The organism is Microcoleus sp. S28C3, from assembly GCF_036700785.1.
In the GTDB taxonomy this organism is placed as follows: Bacteria; Cyanobacteriota; Cyanobacteriia; order Cyanobacteriales; family Microcoleaceae; genus Microcoleus; species Microcoleus asticus.
On the sequence record NZ_JAUBPO010000083.1, the window covers coordinates 12,255 to 34,652 of the forward strand.

19 protein-coding genes are annotated in these 22,398 nt (G+C 47.2%); 10 read left to right on the forward strand and 9 right to left on the reverse strand.

Going from position 1 to position 22,398, the window contains the following annotated elements:
• The first annotated feature begins 34 nt into the window (after window positions 1-34).
• The 6 genes from QUA13_RS22645 (at window position 35) to QUA13_RS22670 (ending at window position 3,626) form a co-directional block, all read left to right on the forward strand.
• Complete coding sequence (locus QUA13_RS22645; RefSeq protein ID WP_333202095.1) at window positions 35-394, forward strand: hypothetical protein; 360 nt, start codon at window positions 35-37, stop codon at window positions 392-394.
• An 82-nt stretch (window positions 395-476) separates the two neighbouring features.
• Entirely contained in the window at window positions 477-1,682 is a 1,206-nt protein-coding gene (locus QUA13_RS22650) for a hypothetical protein (RefSeq protein WP_333202097.1), read from the forward strand.
• Window positions 1,683-1,763: 81 nt separating this feature from the next.
• Window positions 1,764-1,970, forward strand: a complete 207-nt coding sequence (locus tag QUA13_RS22655; RefSeq protein WP_333202099.1) for a hypothetical protein — start codon at window positions 1,764-1,766, stop codon at window positions 1,968-1,970.
• A 133-nt stretch (window positions 1,971-2,103) separates the two neighbouring features.
• Window positions 2,104-2,727, forward strand: a complete 624-nt coding sequence (locus tag QUA13_RS22660) for a Uma2 family endonuclease (RefSeq protein ID WP_333202102.1) — start codon at window positions 2,104-2,106, stop codon at window positions 2,725-2,727.
• Window positions 2,728-2,949: 222 nt separating this feature from the next.
• Window positions 2,950-3,264, forward strand: a complete 315-nt coding sequence (locus QUA13_RS22665) for a DUF433 domain-containing protein (protein ID WP_333202104.1) — start codon at window positions 2,950-2,952, stop codon at window positions 3,262-3,264.
• Window positions 3,265-3,275: 11 nt separating this feature from the next.
• A complete protein-coding gene (locus tag QUA13_RS22670; protein WP_333202106.1) occupies window positions 3,276-3,626 on the forward strand; it encodes a DUF5615 family PIN-like protein in 351 nt (116 codons plus the stop codon).
• 57 nt (window positions 3,627-3,683) lie between these two features.
• Here QUA13_RS22670 and QUA13_RS22675 read toward each other — a convergent pair whose 3' ends face one another.
• Both QUA13_RS22675 and QUA13_RS22680 read right to left on the reverse strand, forming a co-directional pair.
• Window positions 3,684-6,557 (reverse strand): zinc-dependent metalloprotease, encoded by a 2,874-nt coding sequence (locus QUA13_RS22675; protein ID WP_333202109.1) that lies wholly within the window; start codon window positions 6,555-6,557, stop codon window positions 3,684-3,686.
• Window positions 6,558-6,659: 102 nt separating this feature from the next.
• Window positions 6,660-10,178, reverse strand: coding sequence for a hypothetical protein (locus QUA13_RS22680; protein ID WP_333202111.1), 3,519 nt, complete (start codon window positions 10,176-10,178; stop codon window positions 6,660-6,662).
• Window positions 10,179-10,738: 560 nt separating this feature from the next.
• Between QUA13_RS22680 and QUA13_RS22685 the strand changes: the two genes are divergently transcribed.
• From QUA13_RS22685 to QUA13_RS22695, 3 genes are all read left to right on the forward strand, one after another.
• A complete protein-coding gene (locus tag QUA13_RS22685) occupies window positions 10,739-10,963 on the forward strand; it encodes a hypothetical protein (protein ID WP_333053485.1) in 225 nt (74 codons plus the stop codon).
• Between the two features lie 399 nt (window positions 10,964-11,362).
• Window positions 11,363-14,488 (forward strand): phosphoenolpyruvate carboxylase, encoded by a 3,126-nt coding sequence (gene ppc, locus QUA13_RS22690; protein ID WP_333202113.1) that lies wholly within the window; start codon window positions 11,363-11,365, stop codon window positions 14,486-14,488.
• A 138-nt stretch (window positions 14,489-14,626) separates the two neighbouring features.
• Window positions 14,627-15,643 carry a phosphodiester glycosidase family protein gene (locus QUA13_RS22695; RefSeq protein WP_333202115.1) on the forward strand — a complete coding sequence of 339 codons (1,017 nt, stop codon included), beginning with the start codon at window positions 14,627-14,629 and terminating at the stop codon, window positions 15,641-15,643.
• Between the two features lie 443 nt (window positions 15,644-16,086).
• On the opposite strand, the gene QUA13_RS22700 is transcribed toward QUA13_RS22695, so the two are convergent.
• Complete coding sequence (locus tag QUA13_RS22700) at window positions 16,087-17,796, reverse strand: ABC transporter ATP-binding protein/permease (RefSeq protein ID WP_333202117.1); 1,710 nt, start codon at window positions 17,794-17,796, stop codon at window positions 16,087-16,089.
• Between the two features lie 212 nt (window positions 17,797-18,008).
• Here QUA13_RS22700 and QUA13_RS22705 point away from each other — a divergent pair, with 212 nt between their 5' ends.
• On the forward strand, window positions 18,009-18,218 hold the full coding sequence (locus QUA13_RS22705; RefSeq protein ID WP_333202119.1) for a hypothetical protein: 210 nt from the start codon (window positions 18,009-18,011) through the stop codon (window positions 18,216-18,218).
• Between the two features lie 134 nt (window positions 18,219-18,352).
• Here QUA13_RS22705 and QUA13_RS22710 read toward each other — a convergent pair whose 3' ends face one another.
• The 6 genes from QUA13_RS22710 to QUA13_RS22735 form a co-directional block, all read right to left on the reverse strand.
• The gene (locus tag QUA13_RS22710) at window positions 18,353-18,910 is read right to left on the reverse strand and encodes an HPP family protein (protein WP_333202121.1); all 558 of its coding nucleotides are present in this window, start codon (window positions 18,908-18,910) and stop codon (window positions 18,353-18,355) included.
• A 400-nt stretch (window positions 18,911-19,310) separates the two neighbouring features.
• Window positions 19,311-19,880 (reverse strand): diheme cytochrome C, encoded by a 570-nt coding sequence (locus QUA13_RS22715; protein ID WP_333202123.1) that lies wholly within the window; start codon window positions 19,878-19,880, stop codon window positions 19,311-19,313.
• A gap of 69 nt (window positions 19,881-19,949) precedes the next feature.
• The gene (locus tag QUA13_RS22720; RefSeq protein WP_333186429.1) at window positions 19,950-20,858 is read right to left on the reverse strand and encodes an MBL fold metallo-hydrolase; all 909 of its coding nucleotides are present in this window, start codon (window positions 20,856-20,858) and stop codon (window positions 19,950-19,952) included.
• 511 nt (window positions 20,859-21,369) lie between these two features.
• Complete coding sequence (locus QUA13_RS22725) at window positions 21,370-21,882, reverse strand: inorganic diphosphatase (RefSeq protein ID WP_172186793.1); 513 nt, start codon at window positions 21,880-21,882, stop codon at window positions 21,370-21,372.
• A 38-nt stretch (window positions 21,883-21,920) separates the two neighbouring features.
• Window positions 21,921-22,136, reverse strand: a complete 216-nt coding sequence (locus QUA13_RS22730) for a hypothetical protein (RefSeq protein ID WP_333202126.1) — start codon at window positions 22,134-22,136, stop codon at window positions 21,921-21,923.
• Complete coding sequence (locus QUA13_RS22735) at window positions 22,133-22,288, reverse strand: hypothetical protein (protein WP_333202127.1); 156 nt, start codon at window positions 22,286-22,288, stop codon at window positions 22,133-22,135. The genes QUA13_RS22730 and QUA13_RS22735 overlap by 4 nt, the downstream gene beginning before the upstream one ends.
• Window positions 22,289-22,398 lie beyond the last annotated feature (110 nt).

The window sequence follows — 22,398 nt, forward strand, 5'->3', positions numbered from 1 at the left end:
AGAAAAAATCAGTTTTCACAGGATCGCTACCAACATGGAATTATCTGTACTAGCTTTAGAAGCAGCAAGTATTGCACTTTGGGCAATTGATAAAGTTTCCGGTGGAGTTTTGGAGAAAGCGGGAGCAGATGTCTTAGATTTCTTAAAAATAAGATTTCAAGGCAAACTTCAAATCAAGGGATCTGAACCCAAGCTTTTGGAAGCCGCGATCTTAAGTGAAGCAGAGTGGGACAAAAAGTTTCAAGAAGATCTAGAAAGGCTGATAAAGAAGTATCAGCAGATACAAAGTACCTCCAATGTTTCTCAGAGTACCGACTCAGGTGTAAACGTTAATGTTGGTAGCAATCCAGGTACAGTTATTGGGCAACAAATAGGACAGCAATTTTTTCGTTAACCAACTTTTCTTTGACCTTCAAAATTCAGATTTAGAACCAAACAAAAACTTCCTTAAAAGGTTTCTTAACTACATCAAAGTAGTGATGTTTTTGATGTGCGCTCTATTTTTCTGGTTTTTGTCTGGTTGGTTAGCTGACTATTCTTTTCCCTTTGGTCAAGCTCTAGATTTAATGCTTGCTTGTTTTAAAGGTACTATTTCAGCAAAAATTAATAGCCTACAGCAGCAATTGCAAAGAACAGATGTAGTTACCCAACCAAATAATAAGAAGCAAGTTCAAAAACTGAATAACTTAGAGTCTCAAGCATGGTTATATGAAGGGATTTTAGAACGTCTTGGTACCGATCCTTCTGCAAATCATGAAAGGATTGCAAGAACACTTGAGGCGTTAGAGTATAAAAGAAGCGAAATTCTACAAGAACTAGAGCCTCGAAGACCTCGAAGTTATCGTGTTTTAGCCGAAATACAAGATTCGGCTCGTGTTCTTTTGGCTAGTCAGGCGGAGAAAGATTATGAACAGCTACAGAAAATTTTAACTAATTTGATTCTTTTCACGAGAAGTAGGCAACCGTCGCAAATTATTATTTCGGAAGCAATTACTAAATTAGCTTCAGAAATAGTACAAAATACTAATAAAATTAGTCCTTATCGTCTTCGTCTTGCTTATAAAATAGATGAATTAATGAAGGTTTTATCAGCAAAAATACTTTTAGTTTCTGATAGCTCTTCTACTGATAGTAACTATCAATCACTGGTTGACGAGTTACGTAATCGTGTCAGTCTTTTATCCAAAGAGTTTAACAATTTACTTATAGCCAAACAAGAAGACACAAATGATTTAAACAGACGCCTAAGAGAAATTTCCAACCTGACAAATATTATTTCTGAACTTCAGAGAGATATATCAAATCGTAATGCAGATATAGTAGCCTTGCAAAGCCACATCCAAAACTTAACAGAATTAGTTCAAGAGAAGCAGGCTCAATTAGACTCTCAAACATCGGATTTCCGTTGGAAATACCAGAATCTATACGAGCACTATAAACAACAACAGGATGAGATTGTAAAGTTGAAACAAAATATAAATAATTCATCTCAAGTTAATCGATCGCAATCTTCTACTTATAGGAGCCAAACATCGCAACAGCCTGTTCAAAAAACAAAATCAAGTATCACAATAGAAGAATATCAGAAAATAGTTAATAAAAGTGATTATGTGTATGTTAAAGCACACCAACGAAGCAATGGGTCGTATGTCAAAGCACACTACAGAAGAAAGCGGCATTGAACCAGACTGTTGTTTTTAAATTAACAACGGGCCAACTGAACTTCCGTACAACCTTCAAATTCCAACCCAAAGGTGAATGTCATGCAAGCTAAACTTCAAGAACAACTTTCTCCTGCTGATGCCGAAGTTATTTTGGGACGTTTGCCAGAACGAATTAAAGCGGCTCTAATTGCGCGTGCTGCGGAAATTGAATATCCGATCGCAGCGACGATCGCCACTTCGATCGCCAGTTTTCTCGACACAGAAGCGTTAGGTTTTGTAGATTGCAAACCAGGACGCGGGCAGTAAAACCGAGAAGAGGTGTCAAAGTTTACGGTATACTTCGTTAACGCACCCTACAAGAGAAGCGATCTATCTCTCTACCTCACGTTAAGCTAGAAACAGACAACAGAGAGCCAACCTACGCAAAAGGTTAATATCAATGGTTGCGATCGCCCAAAAAACCCTTTCCTTCGAGGAATTTCTCAACTGGGATGACGACTCAGGTAGGTCATTCGAGCTAGTCAATGGAGTTGCCATGCCCCTGAGTGAACCCACAGCCAAACATGAGGATGTCGTCGATGGTTTATGTCGTCTCTTGGTAGATCATTGCCAATCCTTGAACCTTCCCTACGTTCCTCGACAAAGTAAACAAGTCAGATTGAACGCTGCCCCGGGCGAAAGTGAATCGAGTCGTAAAGCCGACATTGTGGTGTTTGCCAAGGAAGAATGGGTTAGAATGCGTCAAAGTTCTGCCTCTGCTGCTGCCTATATTCCACCTCCGTTGGCGATCGAAGTTGTCAGTACGAATTGGCGGGATGATTACCGCATCAAATTGAATGAGTATGAAACTTTAGGAATCCTCGAGTATTGGATCGTTGATTATGCAGGGTTGGGAGGCGTTCAGTATATCGGTTCTCCAAAACAGTCTACGGTGACCATCAACCGCTTAATCGATGGTGAATATCAGGCACAGGGATATCAAGGAGAAGCCATTATTGTTTCTCCAACGTTTCCTCAGTTGGTATTAACCATCGCTGAAATCGTTGCGATGACACAAGTTTAGTCTTGGCAAATTATTAGAATTGCAATCGTTAGTTTACGAACTGTACGAGCAATTGCGATAAAATTATTTCATCTATTACAAGAGCAATCCACTATCCCCTTAGTTAAAGTCAGAGATAACGGAGGTTTTGCCAATTGATGGGCGATCGCTCTCTTAGTTTTTAAAGGCTTGTGGCGATCGAATCCGTCTACAATAAGAAGTAGTTAGAGTCTAAAAAAATTTATGCCAGTTGTAGCAGTTAAAACTTACATAGAGTATCGGAATGATGCCTATTGGGTTGAAGGAACTCGGATTTCTCTTGACTCGATCGCCTATGTTTTCCAACAAGGATTATCGCCCGAAACTATTGTTCAGTCTTTCCCACTACTGACACTGGAACAGGTTTATGGCGCGATCGCTTTTTATCTAGCCAACCGCGCTGAAATCGACGCTTACTTAGCCGCCGAAGAAGCTGCATTTGATGCCATGCCTCAACCTCTACAAACCAGCGATCCAGCTTTGTACAACAAACTGATGGCAGCTAAGGCTGCAAGATAGCAGGTGCGATCTTGAATATTCGCTACCAAGCTGATGCTGACTTAAATCAGGCAATCGTCACAGGATTACTGCGACGAGAATCTACAATCGACTTTCAAACTGCCTTTGCTGCTGGGTTAGAAGGTGTTAAAGATTCCGACGTGCTGGCAATTGCAGCACAGCAAAGACGTGTTCTCGTCAGCCACGATCGCAAAACAATGCCCTCCGAATTTGCTGAGTTAATCACTACAAATCAGAGTGCTGGAGTCATTATTGTTTCCCGAAAAATACCGATGGAAGTTGTCATCGAAGAACTGCTGGTGATTTGGGCTGCATCTAGTGCAGAGGAATGGGTCGATCGTATTGCTAAGCTACCCCTCTGATGCAAAGTAAAACAGATTTTTTACACTATAGCAACCGCAAAAGCGGTTGCTATAAAATTAATTCGACTGAATCTGCGAATTCAAAACCTTAGAAATTCGATCGCGCGTTTCCTCCAAATGAGCCCGCGTATAAGCATCAGCATTCCGATCCAAATTCCGAATACTCTTGCTCAAACCCTCTCGCAACTGCCGCAACTCGTACCAAGCCAAACTCCGCGCATCCTCTGGAACACTCGTTTTTCGCAGCACCATTCCCATCAAAATAGCCAAATGTTCCCGCTGCAAAGAACGCCGAAAAGTTGAAATTTGCATCTTCTTTTTCGCCTGCAAAACCTCTTTCCAGATATCCTTTTGCACAGTATCCAACACTTCCGGCAACCTCAAAGCAGTTTCCGGCGCTGATTTTAACTCCGCATCCCGCAGTCTCGCCAAGCGCGTCGGAGATAGCAAAACCCGCAATACAAACCGCTGTAAAAAAGTAATTCGATCGCCGATCGGGTAATCTAGAGGAAACACCAAAGCCGGACTTCCCCAGTGCTCCCAGCGCGACGGCGCCAATTTGTTTAGCAATTCCGGCGCAAAACTAAACGCATCCGGGGCAAAAACGTACTTCTCTAATGTTGCTAAAGCTTCTCGCTGCTGAGAAAGTTCGATCGGCACAAACGGCAGCTTCGCATTAGTATCTCCAGGGCGAATCCGATTAAACGACTGTCCCCCCACATACAAAGTCGCATTCATCACCTGCTGAAGATAATACCCGAACACCGAATCAAACATCACCCGCAGTTCGTTATAACCGTCTTCCCCAACTGGAATTCGCTTTTCTAAACGCTGCCACATCGCCCTCGCATTATCCAATTGCCATTGCGAATACCTCAGCATATTGGCACTGAGATCGAAGGTATTTGCAGCGGGATCGAGAATGTCAACAGAATCCTCATCCGGCGCGTAAGCTAATTGCTGTTCCGCAGCGCGGCTGGCAACTTGTTGCAGCGCTGGTAAATCGCTGTTCGGGTTTACGCCGCCAATCACCTTGTAACCGTACTCGATCGCCCAATCGTCGTAAGGCCCTACAATTGTTGGATAATAGTCGCCCTGCACAGTTCCCTGCGGTGCCAAATTAATCGGCACATAATCCATCACCGACGCAATCATACCTTGCGTGCGAGTTACCTGAGTATTGTTCAAATCTTCAGGTTGCAGCATCGTACTCCCGTGAAAATTGTGCCTCAAACCGAGAGTGTGACCGACTTCGTGGGCAGTCAAAAATCGGATATATTCATTAACATAATTGTCAATCGTCCCACTGCTAGGCGCTGCATTTTCCAACAGATCCATCGACATTGCCCCGATCGCAAACTGGCGGCTCGATTCCAACCCAAAACACATATCCGAACTCGACATCAACCGCGACACAGGCGATCGTTTTTGCTCTTGGTATCTTTCTACCAAAGTCGGCAAATCATCAGCAATTCCACCTTGAGCATTTTCCCCGCTGCTTTTTCCTAAATCCCCATTTTCTAGCACCTGCAAATAGCGAGAATATATCCCGAACTGACAGGGATTGGTATTAGAACCGTTTCGCCCTTGAAAACTCTTAGATACCGATCGATTTTGTTCGACCAAAGACCGATAGCCCTGTTTGATTTGCCGGACAATATTAGCATCCAAAAGAATGTCAGCATCCAAAATTTCCCCCGTCAGCGGGTTAGTGCGAGACGGCCCGATGCCAGCAAACTCAGGCTCAAAAGAACTCGACCAGCGAATAGTATTGTAGCGAACGTCAGCCGGGTCCCATTTAGCATTGTCCGGCATTTGTTTGACCTGAATTGCCTCAGTAAAACCTGCTTTTTCAAAAGCTTTGTTCCACTCCAAAACGCCCTCGCGGATTGCGTTTCGGTATTCCACAGGCACATTATTTTCAATCCAAAAGACGATCGGCTGTACCGGAGGCGACATCGGCGCCGTCGGGATTTGCTTTTGCAAATGCCAGCGATTGATATAGCGCACAAAAGGCTCCCGGCTGCTCTTGTCAGAAAAGTCCTTATATGCTGTAAGAAAATAGCCCACTCGCTCGTCCGCAAGTCTGGGGCGGTAGCCGTTATTTAGCGGCACTTCCGAGAAACTGTAGTGAATGCGGAGGTTAAAAGCCCGACTGTCAGGAACCGAAGGTAAATAGTTAACCGCACTGTCATTATCGCTAGAAAAACCGTAAATAGAAGCAATTTCTACATTCAGCGGAAACGCTTTAACATCTTTAAAATAAGACTTGTCTTCATCGATCGAGTAAGCAGCGCCCAAAATCATCGGCAAAATCGCTTTTACCCCTGGTAAATCGCGCTTTTCGCTCATCAGCAAATCGCCTAAATCGATCAGCAGAGTTTGTTTTTGCGGATGAATGCTTTTGAGCGGCAAAGAATAGAGAATCGACTCGCTAAATGCCCTTTCCACCGAACCAGCTTGCGGGTCGCCCGGACTGGTGCGAAAATTGATATTTGGTATGACAAACTGCACGTTATTTTGGACTCGGCGCAGTTGAAACAAGAAATCGCCGATCGGCAATCCGCTAAAAATGCCGCCTTCCCCCAAACCCGAAGCCAATGTCACGAAACACAGGAACTTTTTGTCTAGTTGTTGCTGTGTAATTTCTAGATAAACTTTATTAGTTGCTTGATTGCGGTAAAGGGTAAATAGTCCCTCTAACTTTTGTGCGTCTTTGACAACCTGTTCAAAGGGTTCCAGAGTTTGCTGTTCGCTACTTTGTTCCTGGCTGGGCGGCGGAGAGGATAAAGCTAAAGGTAAAAAGAAACCTTTATACAAACTCCAACAGAAAAATGCTAAAGATAATATAAAAAATATCAAAGGCAGATTTTTTCTGGCACTTTTTATCTGTGTATTTTTGCTAGCTTCAGGAAATATCAATCTTTTCATTTTCAGTAGCCGCAGGAAAGAATAGTTTTGAGATAGTCGCGCCGCACTCGCAACTTTGGGATCGTTTAACTTCTAAAATAACTCAAAACTCAAAAGTCAAAACTATTGTTTCGCTGGCCAGGGAATCATGGGATCTTGAGCCAACCGTTTAGAAACTGCAACAGCACCGTAACGGTTGAGGTGGCTGGGGTCGGAAAAAGATTCCCGCGCCTGGGGCCACAATAAACTCTTATCTAGGAAAATTAGTCCGCTTTGAGCTGCTAATTGTTGCATATATTGCCGGAATTCTTGTTCGTAACCTGTCCGCACCGGGTCTAAATAATCTTCAGTCAGAGGCATATTCACGAACACGAGATTGATGTTGCGAACCTTAGTAAATTGGATCAGATTTTTGAGTGCTAGAGCTTGTTCGCCTATCAATTTAAAATCTTGATAGTCGGAGTCGTAGTAGCCAGATACTTTCGGGTGGCTCTGAAAGTAAGTATCAGGATTGAAGCGTATATCGATCGGCAAAAAGCCGTTTGGTTGAAACTCGCTGGTTGGTTTACTCGCAGCAGTTGGCTGGGCATTTTCCGTTGTTTCTGGGCCCAGGGCTGCGGCTTGAGGGATCTCGGTTGCAACAGGGGCTGATGGATTGGCGAGCGATCGCAAAAACCCTTTGAGCCGATCGCGCTTTTTGTAAGTTGCAGAACCCTCCACAAACTTTTGACTCACCAATTGCTGAACGTTAGCTTGAGCTTGTTCCAAATTGTCCACCAATTCAGTGGCAGTCGCCACCGGATTGTTGGCACTGTCTTTCGATCCTTCGGCATCTAATTCATTGGTGCGGATCAGAAAACTACCTCGGCTCAATTGCCTGTAACCTTCCGAAGAAGCGATCGCGCTAAAAGTCAAATCCGGCCGCCCGCTGTTGAGAGCCCTCGCCCCGTCCGCCAACACCAGCAATTTTGGCAGTTGTTGCGGCGGCAAAATCCGGCGGACGATCGAATCTACAACCTGGAGAGTAGCTCCATTAACCCCAAAATTGTAAGCCCTCAGTCCCGGGTAGCCCGAAGCTGCCAAAGCTGTTTCCAAAACCGCCGGGTCGATGCCCCGCAGCGCCCTCGAACTACCGACAATTAAAATATCCGGCGGTTTTTTGTGCAGGTGGATGTACTCTTGATAGCGCGCTATCTGGTCGTCAAGCTGCTCGCTCCTCAAAGTAGGGAACACCGGAGGAGCAGAAACATCAGCTACAGGAACGCTAATATTTCCCGGTTTCGTAAACCCAGAGCCATTGAAAGCCTCTTCCTGGTTCGCTTCCGGCGAGGGCTGCAACGGAATTCGAGGCAAATTTACCTCCCCAGAAGGGGGAACGGGGTTCGCGGTTTCGTTCGGAAGTCGGGCTGTAACGTCGCCAAAAGCCTTGGGGGATGATTTTTGACAATTTGGGCCGCTGCAAACTTCGGAAGTGCTAGGAGCTTGACTGACCGTCGCAGATTGCAGAAATAGACCGAGGAGCCAATCGGTATTGAAAGTCAGCAGACAGCCGGCGATCGCCCAAATCAAAGCCATGCCGGCGGCGCGATCGGCTCTCACGCCCCCCGGCGCAGCAGCATTTGTTGACAAACCATCGTTGGGAACAAAAAAACCCGAAGCCACAAGCGGTTGCACCGCAGCTTGAACTAACTGCTCGCCCAGATTGTATCCGGGGAGTCTGATTTTGAAGCGGGGCCGCCAGGGGTTTGGCCCGGGCGCATCGAACACCAAATTGTCGCCCAAACCCGAAAAAGCCCCATCATCCGGCGCAAACTCTGGCACAGGTTCCTTTGCCAAGACAGCCAATTGCGAGGGAACCGGTGCCGGAGTCGCCGCTGATTCCTCGTCAACCGCGGTTCTGAGGTCAATTGCGTAGCGCCACAGCGGCACTTTCTGGCCGGCGCGACGCCCGTAGACTCGCACCCCTGCCACTCCCGGAATTTGTAACTGTCGCAAGAATTTAGCCACCGGCGGCCCTACCTTCGACTGAGAAGGGCAAGTCAGAGCTTCAGTCATGACGTGCAGCACGTCGGCTTTTTGCAGCACGACAGCGCGAATCCCTCCTGTTTCCAGCTTGCGCCTGAGACTGGGGTTGAGCAACCTGTTCAATAAAAAAGTCAGAGCCAATTGGTCGCCCTCGGCCGCCAGCGTTCTGGCGCTTGCAGCCAAGTCGGGGTGGTGGGCTGCTGGCAAGTCCACCCAGTCTATCCACACCGGCGACTCCGGCGCCGCCTGAGAGTCCTTGGCTGGTTCTACGCCGTAGATAGTAGCTGCGCGGATGCCTTGGGGCGCGAAGGAAGCTAACAAAGGCGCGATCGTGTCGGTGGTTTGCTGCTTGTCGGGGTATTCTTGCCGTTTAGGCTTTTGTCCTTTTTTGGCAGTTTTGCTGCAAAACAGGTGGAGGGTTGCTTCTTTGAGGGTGGCCCGCACTTCGACTCTCGATGCTGCCAAGTGTTGGTTTAGCAGTTTGGCGATCGCAGGTACGTCTCCCCACCTGGCCCATTCCTTGAGAATTTTGTCCGGCGAAGTCAAATCCACCCGCAGCACCCAGTCCGGCTTCGCTTCGCCGCTCACTTGGCTGCCGATCAGTGCTTCCCGGAAATCCTCTAGTTGCAGTTTCCGCAGCCGGCCGGCGATGGGTTCTGCCAGCAACGAAGGGTCGGGGCTGTAAGCTGACTCGCACAGCACCAGCAGCCGGCGTTCCTTGGGCTTGATATTTTCCGGCGCCTGAGCCGGCAGGTTTTCCCGGCTGCTTTTGACTTCTTTTTCGCGAATGCTTACTTTCACCGAAACTCCCATCGGCCCGAGGATTTCGCTGAGATAGCTGGCGATCGCATCTGGATAGCCCCGGCGCGCCAAAGTTTCCGGCGAAACCGTCAACGTTCCACCGCGATCGTCCGCGCCTGAGTCGGCTTCCGGCGATTGAATCAAAGCCACCGCGCCGCGGTTCGCTTTCTGCTGCGGGGGAACGGCGGAACTAAAAGCTTCCCGCGTCGCAGCAGCCGAAGTGTCGATCGTCACGGGGGAAGTTTCAAAAGCTTCTGGGTATTGAATCCGCGAGGCGATGGGAAGACTTTCGGCGTCAAAATCAAGTTCTTCCCGTACTTGCGGCGGGTGGGCCGCTGTTTCTACCGGTTTTGGTGTCTCTTTGAGTTTGCGGTTGTCATTCTTGAATTTGCCGAAAAATCCGCCTTTTTTTCGGCTTTCTGGCGGTTCGGCGTCGGCGGGACTCTCTGGCGGCGGCTCTTCGGCAACTTTTGGTTCCGGTTGCTGCGGCTGTTGCTGTCGCTGGGGACTGCTGCAATCGAGCCGGACTGTCCAGTCATTTTGTCGGGAACCGAGTTTGCGGCCGCACAGAAACAACTGGTAAATTTTAGGTCGATCGGGCAGCAGTCGCGTTAAATCAGTTTGTTCGAGGGCGCTGGTAAATCTCGCCGTCACCAATTCTTGAGACGGACACTGCGCTGCTTCGCACAAAATGTGCAGGTGATTTCCCCGCAAACGCGCTTGTACTTGAACTTCGGGAAGCCCTAAAGCTTCTTGCGCCCACTGCGACGCGCTCGATCGATTATCTGCCAATATGCTCCCGTTCGCATTCAACATGAAACTCTAAATTTTGCCAAAGCTGGTTTTGTTTTCTAGAAATAGCACAGTTACAGATTTTACAGACAATTATTTTATTTGCCGAGCCTAACCGTTTTGTCAGGTTTAAGCCTTGCTGGGCTTACTGTCTTGCCTTGTATCCCCTCGGCTTCGATCCGTTGGGGAATAGTGTTTTGATAATACTACCTCGACATTTTGGCACAGATAGACCCAAATTAAGCCTAGCAAGAAGTTATTCGTTATTCCTGATACCGTTTCCGTTTGTATCGGAATAATCATTTTCGGATTGTAGTGCTGTGGTTTCGCTTAGCTGCGCGGAGACAGTCGCACGCTCGATATTCGGAGAGTATCCCGATTTTATACAAAGCGTTTTTTGTGAGTGCGAGCTTAAGCTCTGGCGAGAAGATATTTATAGACTTGGCTGCGCGGGGACGATCGCTTGCAGGATATCATTCGGATGCCACCGGATTTGATATCAGAAGTCATTAGTCATTCGTCAGCAGTCAAGATGATTATTTGCCCTGTAAACTGAGGATTAGGGATTGACACAGGAGGAATTTATGCCGTCGGAAAACCAAGACTTGCTCAAAACTCAAACACCTAACAGTCCAAAGTTGCCAGTTCCCTCAGACATTTTATTGAGCTTGGTCGCTTTACCCATGCTGGGCGGCTTGGTGGTGGCTAAAGCTGCTGCTGAGTTTGTTGCGTCGATCGGCGTTGAAAGCGAAGAAGTTTTTCGGGGTTCGCGCCTCCCCGTGCTCAACTTTCCTCAATCACAGGACTAGAAGGCCTAAGGAAGGATGCTTGCAACTAGAAGCTAATTTTTTTCACCCCGCCCAAAAAATTATGCCAGCCCCCGGCTCCTCTGGTGGAAAGTTCAAAATTTTAGACTCTTGTTCAAGCTCCCAGATTCATCTTTGGAGTAAATCTAAAATTGTTCGACTCAGTGCTCGCCGAACCTCTCGCGCCGAAAATCTCAAATTGCAGGTTAACCAATCTTAAAGCTTGACAATCGGTAAAATCCGTGCAGTTAAAATCGGTATTTCTTTATACCTTGTACATAAGTGCCTTCTACTTTCTACGTTGCAATAAGTTGTCTCAAATTTGACTGCAAACAAAAGTGTTTTAGGCGAAACTAAACCATACAATTTTCTTGACACCCGCAGCTATTGAGGAACAGCCCGATGACTTCAGTCCTCCAGTCTTCAGAACAGGCTATTGATGCAACATCTATTTCCCATTCTCCCGCTTACTCAAAATCAGACCTGTTTCTGCGCAATCGCCTCAAAGTAGTAGAGGACTTGTGGGAATCGGTGCTGCGACAGGAGTGCGGGCAGGAATTGGTGGATTTGCTCCAACAAATGCGATCGGTCAATTCCGCCGAGGGACAGGCCACTAACTTTCGCGAGTCGAATGTCGCACAGCTAATCGAAAAGCTCGACCTCAACGCCGCCATCCGCGCCGCTCGGGCTTTTGCACTGTATTTCCAGTTGATCAACATTGTCGAACAGCACTACGAACAGCGAGACCAACAGCTAGCTTACGCTAGCAGCAACGATGCTGGTGGCCGGATGTTTTCTAAACTGCCCGGACAAGCAACGGATGCGCCCGATCGCCCGCGCCACAGGGAAGGCCCAGGCCCCGCCCAAACGGCTCTGAGCAATGCAGACAGCAGCGAGACGATCCCCCGAGACGCCGGAACTTTTCACCAACTGTTCCCGATGCTGCAGCGCTTGAACGTGCCTAGCCAACAAATCCAGCGCTTGATCGATCAGTTGGACATCCGCTTGGTATTCACCGCTCACCCGACGGAAATTGTCCGCCACACGATCCGCACCAAGCAACGGCGGATGGCGAAGATTCTCCAACAGCTAGACCAAGTTGACGAGAAATTTCAGGTGTTCGGGGGCGGCTCTCAAAGCCCCTACCCGGTGTCTTCCTGGGAAGCGGCCGCTCTCCAAGAGCAACTGATGGAAGAAATTCGCCTCTGGTGGCGCACTGACGAACTGCACCAATTCAAGCCGACTGTGCTTGACGAGGTGGAATACACTCTCCACTACTTCGATGAAGTGCTGTTTGATGCGATTCCCGAACTCTACCACCGCTTAAAGCAAGCGCTCCACGCTTCTTATCCTTATCTGAAGCCGCCGAGTTACAATTTTTGCAAGTTCGGTTCTTGGGTGGGATCGGACAGGGACGGCAACCCTTCTGTGACTCCGAAAGTTACTTGGCAAACAGCTTGTTATCAGCGCCATTTGGTGCTGTGTAAGTACATCAACGCCGTGAAACGCCTCAATGAACTGTTGAGTTTGTCGCTGCACTGGAGCGACGTGCTGCCGGAATTGCTCGAATCTCTCGATCGCGACAGATCGGAATTTCCCGAGGTTTACGAGCAGTGGGCGATCCGCTACCGCCAAGAACCTTATCGGTTGAAGCTGGCCTACGTGCTGCAGCGGCTGGAAAATACGCGCGATCGTAATTGGCGACTCTACAAAGGAGACGAGTTGCAGCGGGAACGCGAAGCTTTGTCGGAAAATCCCGGAATGACCGGCCTTTATCGATCGGGCGCTGAGTTTTTGATTGAGTTGCAGCTCATCGAGCACAATTTAGTGGAAACAGGTTTGAGCTGCCGGGACTTGGAAAATCTGCTCTGCCAAGTAGAAATTTACGGGTTTAATTTGGCTTACCTAGATATCCGCCAAGAGTCAACAGTACACTCCGACGCTTTGAGCGAAATTGCTGAATACTTGCAAATTTTGCCCAAGTCTTACAATGAAATGTCGGAATGCGATCGAATTATTTGGCTCGCAACAGAACTGCAAACTCGCCGCCCTTTAATTCCTGCAGAATTGCCCTTTTCTCCCAAAACTTGCGAGACGGTCAATACATTCCGAATATTGCGGCAAATGCAGCAGGAGTTTGGCCCGGAAATTTGCCAAACTTATGTCATCAGCATGAGCCACGATGTCAGCGATTTGCTGGCGGTTTTGTTGTTAGCAAAAGAATCAGGACTTTACGATCCGGCTACAGGAATTAGCAGCATTCAAGTAGTTCCCCTGTTTGAAACGGTGGAAGACTTAAAAAAAGCGCCGGAAGTAATGCAGCAAATCTTCGATCTGCCACTTTATCGAGCTTTGCTAACAGGAGGATACGCACAGGAACTAGTGGAAAAAAGCGAAGAAAATATCCAATGTCCAATCGAAACTCTCAAATTGCAAGAGGTGATGCTGGGCTATTCGGACAGCAATAAAGATTCTGGTTTCCTCAGTAGCAATTGGGAAATCCACAAAGCTCAAAAGGCTTTGCAAATGGTTGCGGAAAAATACAATGTAGAGTTGCGGATTTTTCACGGCCGAGGCGGTTCTGTAGGGCGCGGCGGCGGGCCTGCTTACAAGGCAATTTTGGCTCAGCCTGGAAAGAGTATTAGCGGGCGAATTAAGATTACCGAACAAGGCGAGGTTTTGGCTTCTAAATATTCTTTGCCGGAGTTGGCGCTTTACAATTTGGAAACTGTGGCGGCGGCGGTAATTCAAGCTAGTTTGCTGCACACTGGTTTTGATGGCATCGACCCTTGGAATGAGATTATGGAGGAGTTGTCGGTGAGGTCGCGATCGCACTACCGCCATTTAATCTACGAACAGCCGGATTTAGTTGATTTCTTCCACCAAGTTACCCCAATTCAAGAAATCAGCCAGTTGCAGATTAGTTCTCGCCCCGCGCGTCGCGGTGGCAAAAAAGACATTAGCGGTTTGCGAGCAATTCCCTGGGTGTTTAGCTGGACTCAAAGCCGCTTTTTGCTGCCTTCTTGGTACGGTGTCGGCACGGCTTTGCAAGAGTTTTTGCTGGAGGAACCGGAAGAACATTTGAAACTTTTGCAGTATTTCTACTTGAAATGGCCGTTTTTTAGAATGGTAATTTCTAAGGTGGAGATGACTTTATCTAAGGTAGATTTGCAGATTGCAGAACACTACGTGCAGGAGTTAGCTTTGCCGGCTGACAAGGAGCGTTTTCAGACTTTATTTGAGCAAATTGCTGCCGAATTTCATTTGATTCGGGGTTTGGTTTTAACTATTACGGGACACCAGCGTTTGTTGGACGGAGATCCATCGCTGCAGCGTTCTGTGCAGTTGCGAAATGCGACGATTGTGCCTTTGGGTTTGTTGCAGGTTTCGTTGCTGAAACGCTTGCGGCAGCACGGTAGTGGCGGGGTTCCGGGGGTGATTCACTCGCGTTACAGCAAGGGTGAATTGTTGCGGGGAGCTCTGCTGACGATTAATGGAATTGCTGCGGGGATGCGGAATACGGGCTAGGGAAATTGTTTTGAGTTTTGAATTAGTGGTAAGGTGCGCCTCGGCGCACCCTGCTACTGGTAGTTTCAGAATTCGCGCGATCGCCTTTTGTAGTCACAGCCATAGAAAACTGTTCGCTATGCTAGCTGAGATTTTTTTATGTCTAAACGCAAACAGTCTGAAGGTTGCCGCCCGATGCTGCGGCGAACTTTTTTATTTTTAACGGGCCTAGCTTTGGCGCGGGTTGTGGCTGACTATTTGGCGATCGCCCAAAACCGAGATACCTTCTTGACTCTCGCGGGTCAACTGTGGCAAAAGTCACTCGCTTTTTTATCAAAAATACAATCCAATCAAACTCTTCAACCTCTCGCTAACAATCCCATTATAAAATCTGGAAAAACCAATCAACCTCTGCCGAGTAATCCTATTGTAAAATCGCCAGAAAATTCTCCCGCAGCGCAGCCGTCTCAATTTCAAACTATCAGACGTTCTGTTAAGCAAGCAAAACCTGTACAACTCAGCAGCAAAAATGTAGCTGGCACCAGTTTTTATCTCACAACTATTGACCTCGCCGACCCGGAAATTTATATCACAATTGGGTTAGCTAATAATGCAGATTTTGCAAATACTTCTAAAGTAACGCGGGGCGATGAACCTTTTGAAAATATGGTGGGGCGTTACGGGGCTGCTGTTGTTGCTAACGGGACTTTTTTTAGTAAAGATGAGCAGAAATCTGTGCTGGGAAATATGGTGGCGGCGGGTAAGTTTCTGAAGTACAGCCGATGGGAAAATTACGGCACGACTTTGGGAATTAAAGCCGGAAATCAATTGGAAATGGTCACGGCTAGAATCGAAGGTAAGCCGGATTGGAGTCAACATTGGTTTTCTCTGACTTGCGGGCCGAGATTAGTTAAAGGGGGGAAAGTTGGGCTGTCTCCTTTATCGGAAGGTTTTAAAGATGCTCATGTTTTGGGCGTGGGTTCGAGAACGGCGATCGGCTTTCCAGCTTCCAGAGATAAGTTATTTTTGGTGACTTTTCTTGATAGTTTGTCTTTGGAAGCAGAAGCTAAGGTTATGCAGGCTATCGGCTGTTTTGAAGCGATGAATTTGGACGGGGGCGCTTCGGTGGGTTTGGCTCATCAGGGGCAGATTTTACAGCACTTCCGGGTGTTATGAGTACAATAAGAATAGATTAAAAAAATACACCAATGAAAGCATATTCAGTAGATTTGTTTTCCAAAAATAGTAGCAGCCCATCAAGATCAGAAGCTGTCGATCAGAAAAACAGCAGCGATATTTTCCGTCAGTAAAAGCTCTTTTCAGAAACTGGTCAAGCAACAAAAAATCGAGGGAAATTTACCATTTTCCCGGCCTAGGACGTGGAAGTGCGGAGGCTACGTCAGGTTATGGGCTTTAGCCATTCTTAGAGATTTTGAGGATCAGGACGTTTTACGGGGAGCATCCGAGTCTTACTCCCTTCCCGCTATAAGATACAGTGTTTTTTGACGAGTTTGCCGTTTACGATTGTCCCAGTTACTCCTGTTCTACCTGATCGCACGCCTGGAATTTTGAGGCGGATACGGTAAAGACCATTACTTGCAGTTCGGCAATTGCATTTCTCAAGCAAACTCGGCGAGAGCGGGTCTGTAATCTTTAGCCGATATCAGATGCCAATTGGTATTATCAACTAGCCTTAAGACCTGCTCGTGATACTGTACCAAAGTCGGACGGTGACCGACACTGATAAAGGCAGTTCCTGTTCCTTTGAGCAACTGATAGAGCCGTCTCTCGTTAGCCACATCCAATGCACTCGTTGATTCATCCAAAATAGCGTAGCGAGGTTTAGTCAGCAGTAGGCGTGCAAATGCTAACCGTTGTTGTTCTCCTAATGACAAAACATCAGCCCATTCCAATTCCACATCAAATCCACCTACCCGTTCTGGCAAATGGGAAAGATTGACTTGTTCGAGTACTTCCTGCAGTTGTTCATCAGTAACTTGACCGCTGGTGTTGGGATATAGCAATTGGCTGCGTAAGTCCCCTAGCAGCATATAAGGCCGTTGGGGCAAAAACAGCGTTTCCTCCGGTTTAGGACGGACAATGCAACCCGTACCCGCATTCCACAATCCTGCGATCGCTCGCATTAACGAACTCTTGCCAGCGCCTGAAGGTCCAACAATCAAGACGCTTTCACCCTGCCCCACCTTGAAAGATAAATCTCTAACTAAGATTCGCTCATAGTTAGGCGTCTCTAAGGTAACCCGTTGGAGGGCTAGATAGTGCTGTTCCACAACATCAATCGTTGCCATGCCGGCTCGAGGTGCTGCCATTTGCTCGGACAGAACCCGATCAAATGTTCCTAAACGATTAATCTGAGTGGTAAAGTTAGTTAGCATATCAAAATTCTCGGCAATAAAGCCCAGGGCACTTAAAATAGACACAAACGCTCCAGAAGCTTGCGTTACCTGCCCAAAATCTATCTGACCCGCAAAGTATCGAGGAGCTAAAAAAACTATAGGTAAATTTGTAAATATCATCCCGGTTCCTTGGGTAAAGAAACCAAGGTTACGCTGCAAGACAATCAGGTTATTAAAATTATTCAAGACTTCATTAAATCGCTGTGATACTGCACTAAATTCACGCTCTTCACCTCGGTAAAATGCAATGGATTCACTATTGTCTCGAAGATGAACCAAACTATAGCGAAAATTTGCTTCTCGTTGTAACTGATTGAACTTTAACCTACTTAACCTCTTACCTATAAAGATAGTGAAAACAGTTCTAAAAGCAGCCAGTATCAATACAACTAAAGTCAGTGCCTTGTCAATTGTAAAGAGAACGCCGAGAAAAGAAATTATTGTGACAACTTGGTTGAATAATAATCCCCAAATATCAATATTTTGCTTGACAAACAAATTAACGTCTTCAGCTAAACGCTGATCGGGATTATCAACCTTATCATTGAACTTAATTTTGTAGAAACCTTGATTGCTAAAATATTTCTTCAGTAGGTGATTCGTTAGCCACTTTCGCCAGTGGAGTTGCAGTACATTTTGCGAATAGAAGAAGAAAACCATAATGGGCGTGAATATGGCAAACAGACCCAATAGCATCAGCCACATCTTATAGAAGTCTGAAACATTCTTTCCCGTGATTGCATTCATCAAGTCCCGCATAATATAGCTCTGGACTATGCCCACAGCATTGAAACCTAGCATTAATAACATTACGAGGGCGAACAACCCCCTAGCTCCCCATTTTTCTGTGGAAAAGAAGTAGGGGTTGGCGATCGACCAAAACTGCTTTACCGACTGCTTCAATTGATTCATCTTTTCTTATGGGTATAAAAAATTGTGCTTTGGTGGAAACTACCTGTAGCGGATGGGGCAATTCTCATCGTTCTTGTCCATCAGCGATACCTGGTATGGGTAATGCTCCCGTGGTACTTCCCTAATGATGCTCGGATCACTTCATGATTTATATCTTAAGATAGATGACACATCTTAAACATCAGTATTTTTACTCATTTAAAATCAGTAAAATGGATTATCCCCGCCTAAACACACAGCGACATTTTTTCGACGGGCTGCTAAATTGTGACGAAGGGATATTGCCGCCGGGACGGAATTTGACGAATGTCCTGGTGGTTTACGATCGCGAATATCCGGCGCCGGCTCAGTTAAAGGAGTCCTGGGAACGCTTTCAAAAGGGATCTCGACCTTCCCCCGATCCGTCCGTTTTTTTTGATTGATTTAGCAGAAGGAAGTTCGGCAACGCACTGAATCGGGATGTAACGGATGCAAGAAAAAAGGAAGAAGGAATCGAGGGAGCATCCCGATTTTGGGTAGTGCTCCCGAGAGAAGGATGAGAGAATTAGAGACAATGCTATAACCAGTGCTTGGGATACGTCCTGTCTGCCGCTAAATTATTAAAAATGACGGCGCACAAGACCAAGATTATTGATCCCTCAAAAGCAGGTGTTAGCAAAAATTTCCAGTCTGGTTTGGTCATCATGACGACTAAGGCAACTGCTCCCGAAGGCGGATGTAGAGTTCTGGTAATCTGCATAATTCCGATCGCACTAGAAACAGCCATTCCCATCGCCCAGGGAGAAGAACCGAGAAATTGCAGAATCATTAAACTGGTGAGAGCAGCTAAGAAATTGCCCCCAATGACATTCCGGGGTTGAGCCAAAGGGCTGTCAGGGACACCAAAAATCAGAACGCTTGTAGCGCCAAACGGAGCCATTAGTAAAGGAGAATTAGTTTTTACAGCAAGATAGGACGTTGCAGTAATTGCCAAAAAGCTGCCAATCCAACTCCAAAAAATATGCCGAGGATGAGGTCTGTCTACTGGGCAGGTCAATGAACACGATCGCCATCTCCCAAAGGTTTTAAACCAATAACTTTCCCATTTCAGTTGAAGTTTTTTAGTGTCAATCATAAATCAGGTTACTTGATAACCAAGCTTCTTAAATTGTCTGAACTAGCCTCCGGTAAAGTTAAGATATCATAACAATTTGTCAAAAAGTAGTTAAAGGCACAGATTTTTTACTTCTATGCCACTCAAGCTGCTGCTAAGCACTCGGTTGGAACCGACTAGCAAGTTTGGTCGGTTTTGCAACAGACGTTATCGGCAGTCGCACAACTTCACCGTTAGCCGTCAGAGTTATTGATGAGTGTAAAGCCAGAGGTTATTTGTAAGGTGCGATGCCCAGTAAGCCTGAATTGAACTGATCGCACCCACACTTTGGATAACTCTCTAGTTGAGAATGCGATCGCCGTTTTCTGGTTAGTGCGCTCGTCTCCTTCGCACTCGGATATAATTACGAACTTAATCTCCGCTACGGAGAGTTTTGCCACTCGGCGGTAAGCTTGCGGAAATTGTATTGAGACGCGCCGGGGTGACAAGTAACGCAACTGCTGATATTTGCGGGTTGTGGCAGTTTGACTTTGGGGTGCAGAGCTTTGAAATAGCGAGAGTTAGCGACTCGATAGGCGAGCTCTTCGTCTTTGGCTTGGGAACGGGAAAAAGTTTGCAGGTAGTTCCAGACTAGCAGACGGGGCGGGTCTACTAGCAGTTTGATGGTTTGCCCGTAGTGTTGGGAATCTTGCAGCAATCTGCGCCAAGTTTCTGTAGGTAAGACTTGTGGCGGTAAAGCGATGTGACAGGTGGCGCAGTTTTCTAGGTACAGTTGCTGTCCGAGTTGGTAGCGTTCGGGGATGCGATCGACAGTGCCATTATCCTCAATTGCAGAGACTTGAGCAAGTCGCGCCGGAGTGTTGGAGCCGGCTGTCTGGGCTGCTACCCATCCGCCGCCAGTACAGCAGAAAATTATCAACACCAGCAAAGTTGAGTAAAGCCCCCGCAAGCCACGAGAGCGACGCTTCTTGGGGGGGTTTTTGTGGTTCATGTTCTGCCTTCTCGCTGCTAATTTTTGCCTTGGGTCGGCGGTTTTTTTGAGCCTGCATTGATTTGTTGCCTAAATCACTGGTATGCTCATGCCTTCGCGGGCCAAGCAGCCATTGGCGAACGCCGCCTGCACGTCTGCTTCGACGCGATCGAGAAAATTGTCGTCGTGACCCGGATCGTGGTGAAACATCACGATTTTTTTGACTCCAGCAGCTTTCGCTATTTCTACTCCTGCTTGCCAAGTCGAGTGTCCCCAGCCGACTTTTGGGGTATTGAAGTCGTAATACTCTTCGTTGGTGTAGTTAGCGTCGTAAATCAGCACGTCGGCGTCGCGAGCTAGGTGTACCACATTGTCGTCAAGCCGATCGGGAAAATGTTCTGTATCGGTGCAGTAGACGGCTGTGTGTCCCTCCCAGGTGACTCGATATCCGATCGCGGTGTTGGGATGGTTCAGCAGTGCCGTTTCTATTTTCACATCGTCGAGTTCGAGAATATCCCCAGGGGTCAAATCGTTGAATTTGAGGTCTGACTGCATTACTTGGATGGGGACGGGAAAATTGGGGTGCAGCATTTGGTCGGCAAGACGGTGTTTGATTGTAGTGCCGTTGGGGGCGATCGCACCGTAAATGTGAAAGCAGTTCCCCGGGATAAAGGCGGGAGTAAAGAACGGAAACCCTTGAATGTGATCCCAGTGAGTGTGGCTGAAAAACATATGGGCTTCCACCGGCATTTGCCGCAGGAGGTTGAGACCTAGAACTCGCAGACCGGTGCCGCCGTCAAAAATCAGGCGTTTTTTGCCCAAGCGCATTTCTACGCAAGAGGTGTTGCCTCCGTAGCGAATTGTTTTGGTGCCGGGGGTGGCGATGCTGCCCCGCACGCCCCAAAACTGAACGACAAACTCAGTCAAAGGACTATTTTCCATAGTGGCTTTGCCATCAGAAGGCTGTGGATTGGGTAGAGAGGGTGGGGAATCTGGCATCTTTTTTAGCTTTGGGGGCAGGAACTTGGGAGTTAAAATCTTAGTTTTTAGTGTTTAGTTTTTAGCAATCTGTACTATAAAGCGCTTTATGGGGAAACCATCCGGGTGCCGAACACTTGGGCTGTTAGAAACCTAAACCGTACCGGTTGGTGTAGGAGATGTCACGCTTGAGAGATTATTTTTTCCACCGTGCGGGCTGCCCGGCGTGTTCTGTGTTCTGAGATTAAGATAGCGCCGAACAAGATTGTTCGGGTAAAATTTCCTCAAATGTAGAACGCATTCTCTATGGGTAGAATTTTCGCTCGATCTTACTCTAGGAGTAGTATTTTTTTCAAGATTGAAGTCGGGCCGCGGTTTTGAGGAATGCCGTTCCGGTGACTCGGCATTCACGACTGATTTGACATTCTAGCCACCCGTTCCTCGACTGCATCCCTAGACGTGCAGCGATCGCCTTAAGTTCGGCCCCCTGAGTTTTTAGTCGGGTTGCAGTCGAGGAGTGCGGGCTAGGGGCTTATTTGCGATCGGCTGCGATGCACTTTTCCACTAACGGCATTACTAGATCTACATCTTGCCAACCCAGAATTTCTGTGACTTTTTTCTCCAAATTTTTATAGGTTCTAAAAAATTCGGCTATTTCGTCCAAGCGGTGGGGGGCTACGTCTTTGAGGGACTTATAGTGAGCGTAACGGGGGTCTTTGTCGGGAACGCAAAGCAGTTTTTCGTCCCTGTCGCCTCCGTCGATCATTTCCAGCATTCCGATCGGACGGGCTGCAATGATGCACCCTGGAAATGTGGGCTCATCCATCATTACCATGCCGTCGAGGGGGTCGCCATCATCGGCTAAGGTATTGGGTATGAAGCCGTAGTCGCACGGATATTGGACTGAGGAATAAAGCACCCGATCGAGAGCAAAGGCTTGCAAGTCTTTATCAAATTCGTACTTGTTTTTGCTACCGGCGGTAATTTCGATGAGGACGTTGAGCAGTCCTGGTTTCGGCTGTGCCGGAATTAGCGATAAGTCCACAACAATATCTCCAAGTTAACAGATGATTGGGATGAGTGCTACTTGCCAAATCCCTTTGATAGCATTTTACGGGCGATCGGGGCCGACGGTTGCATGAGATTGAGAGAAAGCGGGGGAGTGCGATCGGGGTTAGACAATTTGAGGATGAGGCTTGTGGGGTGTCCCACCTGCTGTAGAAAATACACCGGAGGGGCGGGACGCATCCCGCAGTTTGAGAGGGGAATGCTTTGTTGGGGCGAGGGAGATATTTTCACATCGATATTTTCTTTTTACCGTCTGTCAAAGTTCTTTGAATTTTCAATCCCAACCACTGGCTTAGTTCTGTCGCTAACCACTCGATTTCTGATTCACTTAGTCCCTGCTTCACTCCTAATCGATATTTTTGGTTGCCGGTTTGAATAATCATCTGAGAAACTTTGTATAATTCTGGTCGCTTATCGCAACAGTCCGGACAGTTTTTTGGGGTGAGTGGCGAGGAAAGCTATCCAAGGCTTAAAGTACAGTCATACATAAAAA

Bases quoted from the DNA above. Each gene is read 5' to 3' on its own strand.
- QUA13_RS22700 (WP_333202117.1), bottom strand. From the start codon at position 17,796: ATGAATCAATTGAAGCAGTCGGTAAAGCAGTTTTGGTCGATCGCCAAC.
- QUA13_RS22710 (WP_333202121.1), bottom strand. From the start codon at position 18,910: ATGATTGACACTAAAAAACTTCAACTGAAATGGGAAAGTTATTGGTTT.
- QUA13_RS22685 (WP_333053485.1), top strand. From the start codon at position 10,739: ATGCCGTCGGAAAACCAAGACTTGCTCAAAACTCAAACACCTAACAGT.
- QUA13_RS22720 (WP_333186429.1), bottom strand. From the start codon at position 20,858: ATGCCAGATTCCCCACCCTCTCTACCCAATCCACAGCCTTCTGATGGC.
- ppc (WP_333202113.1), top strand. From the start codon at position 11,363: ATGACTTCAGTCCTCCAGTCTTCAGAACAGGCTATTGATGCAACATCT.
- QUA13_RS22675 (WP_333202109.1), bottom strand. From the start codon at position 6,557: ATGAAAAGATTGATATTTCCTGAAGCTAGCAAAAATACACAGATAAAA.
- QUA13_RS22680 (WP_333202111.1), bottom strand. From the start codon at position 10,178: ATGTTGAATGCGAACGGGAGCATATTGGCAGATAATCGATCGAGCGCG.
- QUA13_RS22655 (WP_333202099.1), top strand. From the start codon at position 1,764: ATGCAAGCTAAACTTCAAGAACAACTTTCTCCTGCTGATGCCGAAGTT.
- QUA13_RS22695 (WP_333202115.1), top strand. From the start codon at position 14,627: ATGTCTAAACGCAAACAGTCTGAAGGTTGCCGCCCGATGCTGCGGCGA.
- QUA13_RS22645 (WP_333202095.1), top strand. From the start codon at position 35: ATGGAATTATCTGTACTAGCTTTAGAAGCAGCAAGTATTGCACTTTGG.
- QUA13_RS22665 (WP_333202104.1), top strand. From the start codon at position 2,950: ATGCCAGTTGTAGCAGTTAAAACTTACATAGAGTATCGGAATGATGCC.
- QUA13_RS22705 (WP_333202119.1), top strand. From the start codon at position 18,009: ATGGATTATCCCCGCCTAAACACACAGCGACATTTTTTCGACGGGCTG.
- QUA13_RS22715 (WP_333202123.1), bottom strand. From the start codon at position 19,880: ATGAACCACAAAAACCCCCCCAAGAAGCGTCGCTCTCGTGGCTTGCGG.
- QUA13_RS22660 (WP_333202102.1), top strand. From the start codon at position 2,104: ATGGTTGCGATCGCCCAAAAAACCCTTTCCTTCGAGGAATTTCTCAAC.
- QUA13_RS22735 (WP_333202127.1), bottom strand. From the start codon at position 22,288: ATGATTATTCAAACCGGCAACCAAAAATATCGATTAGGAGTGAAGCAG.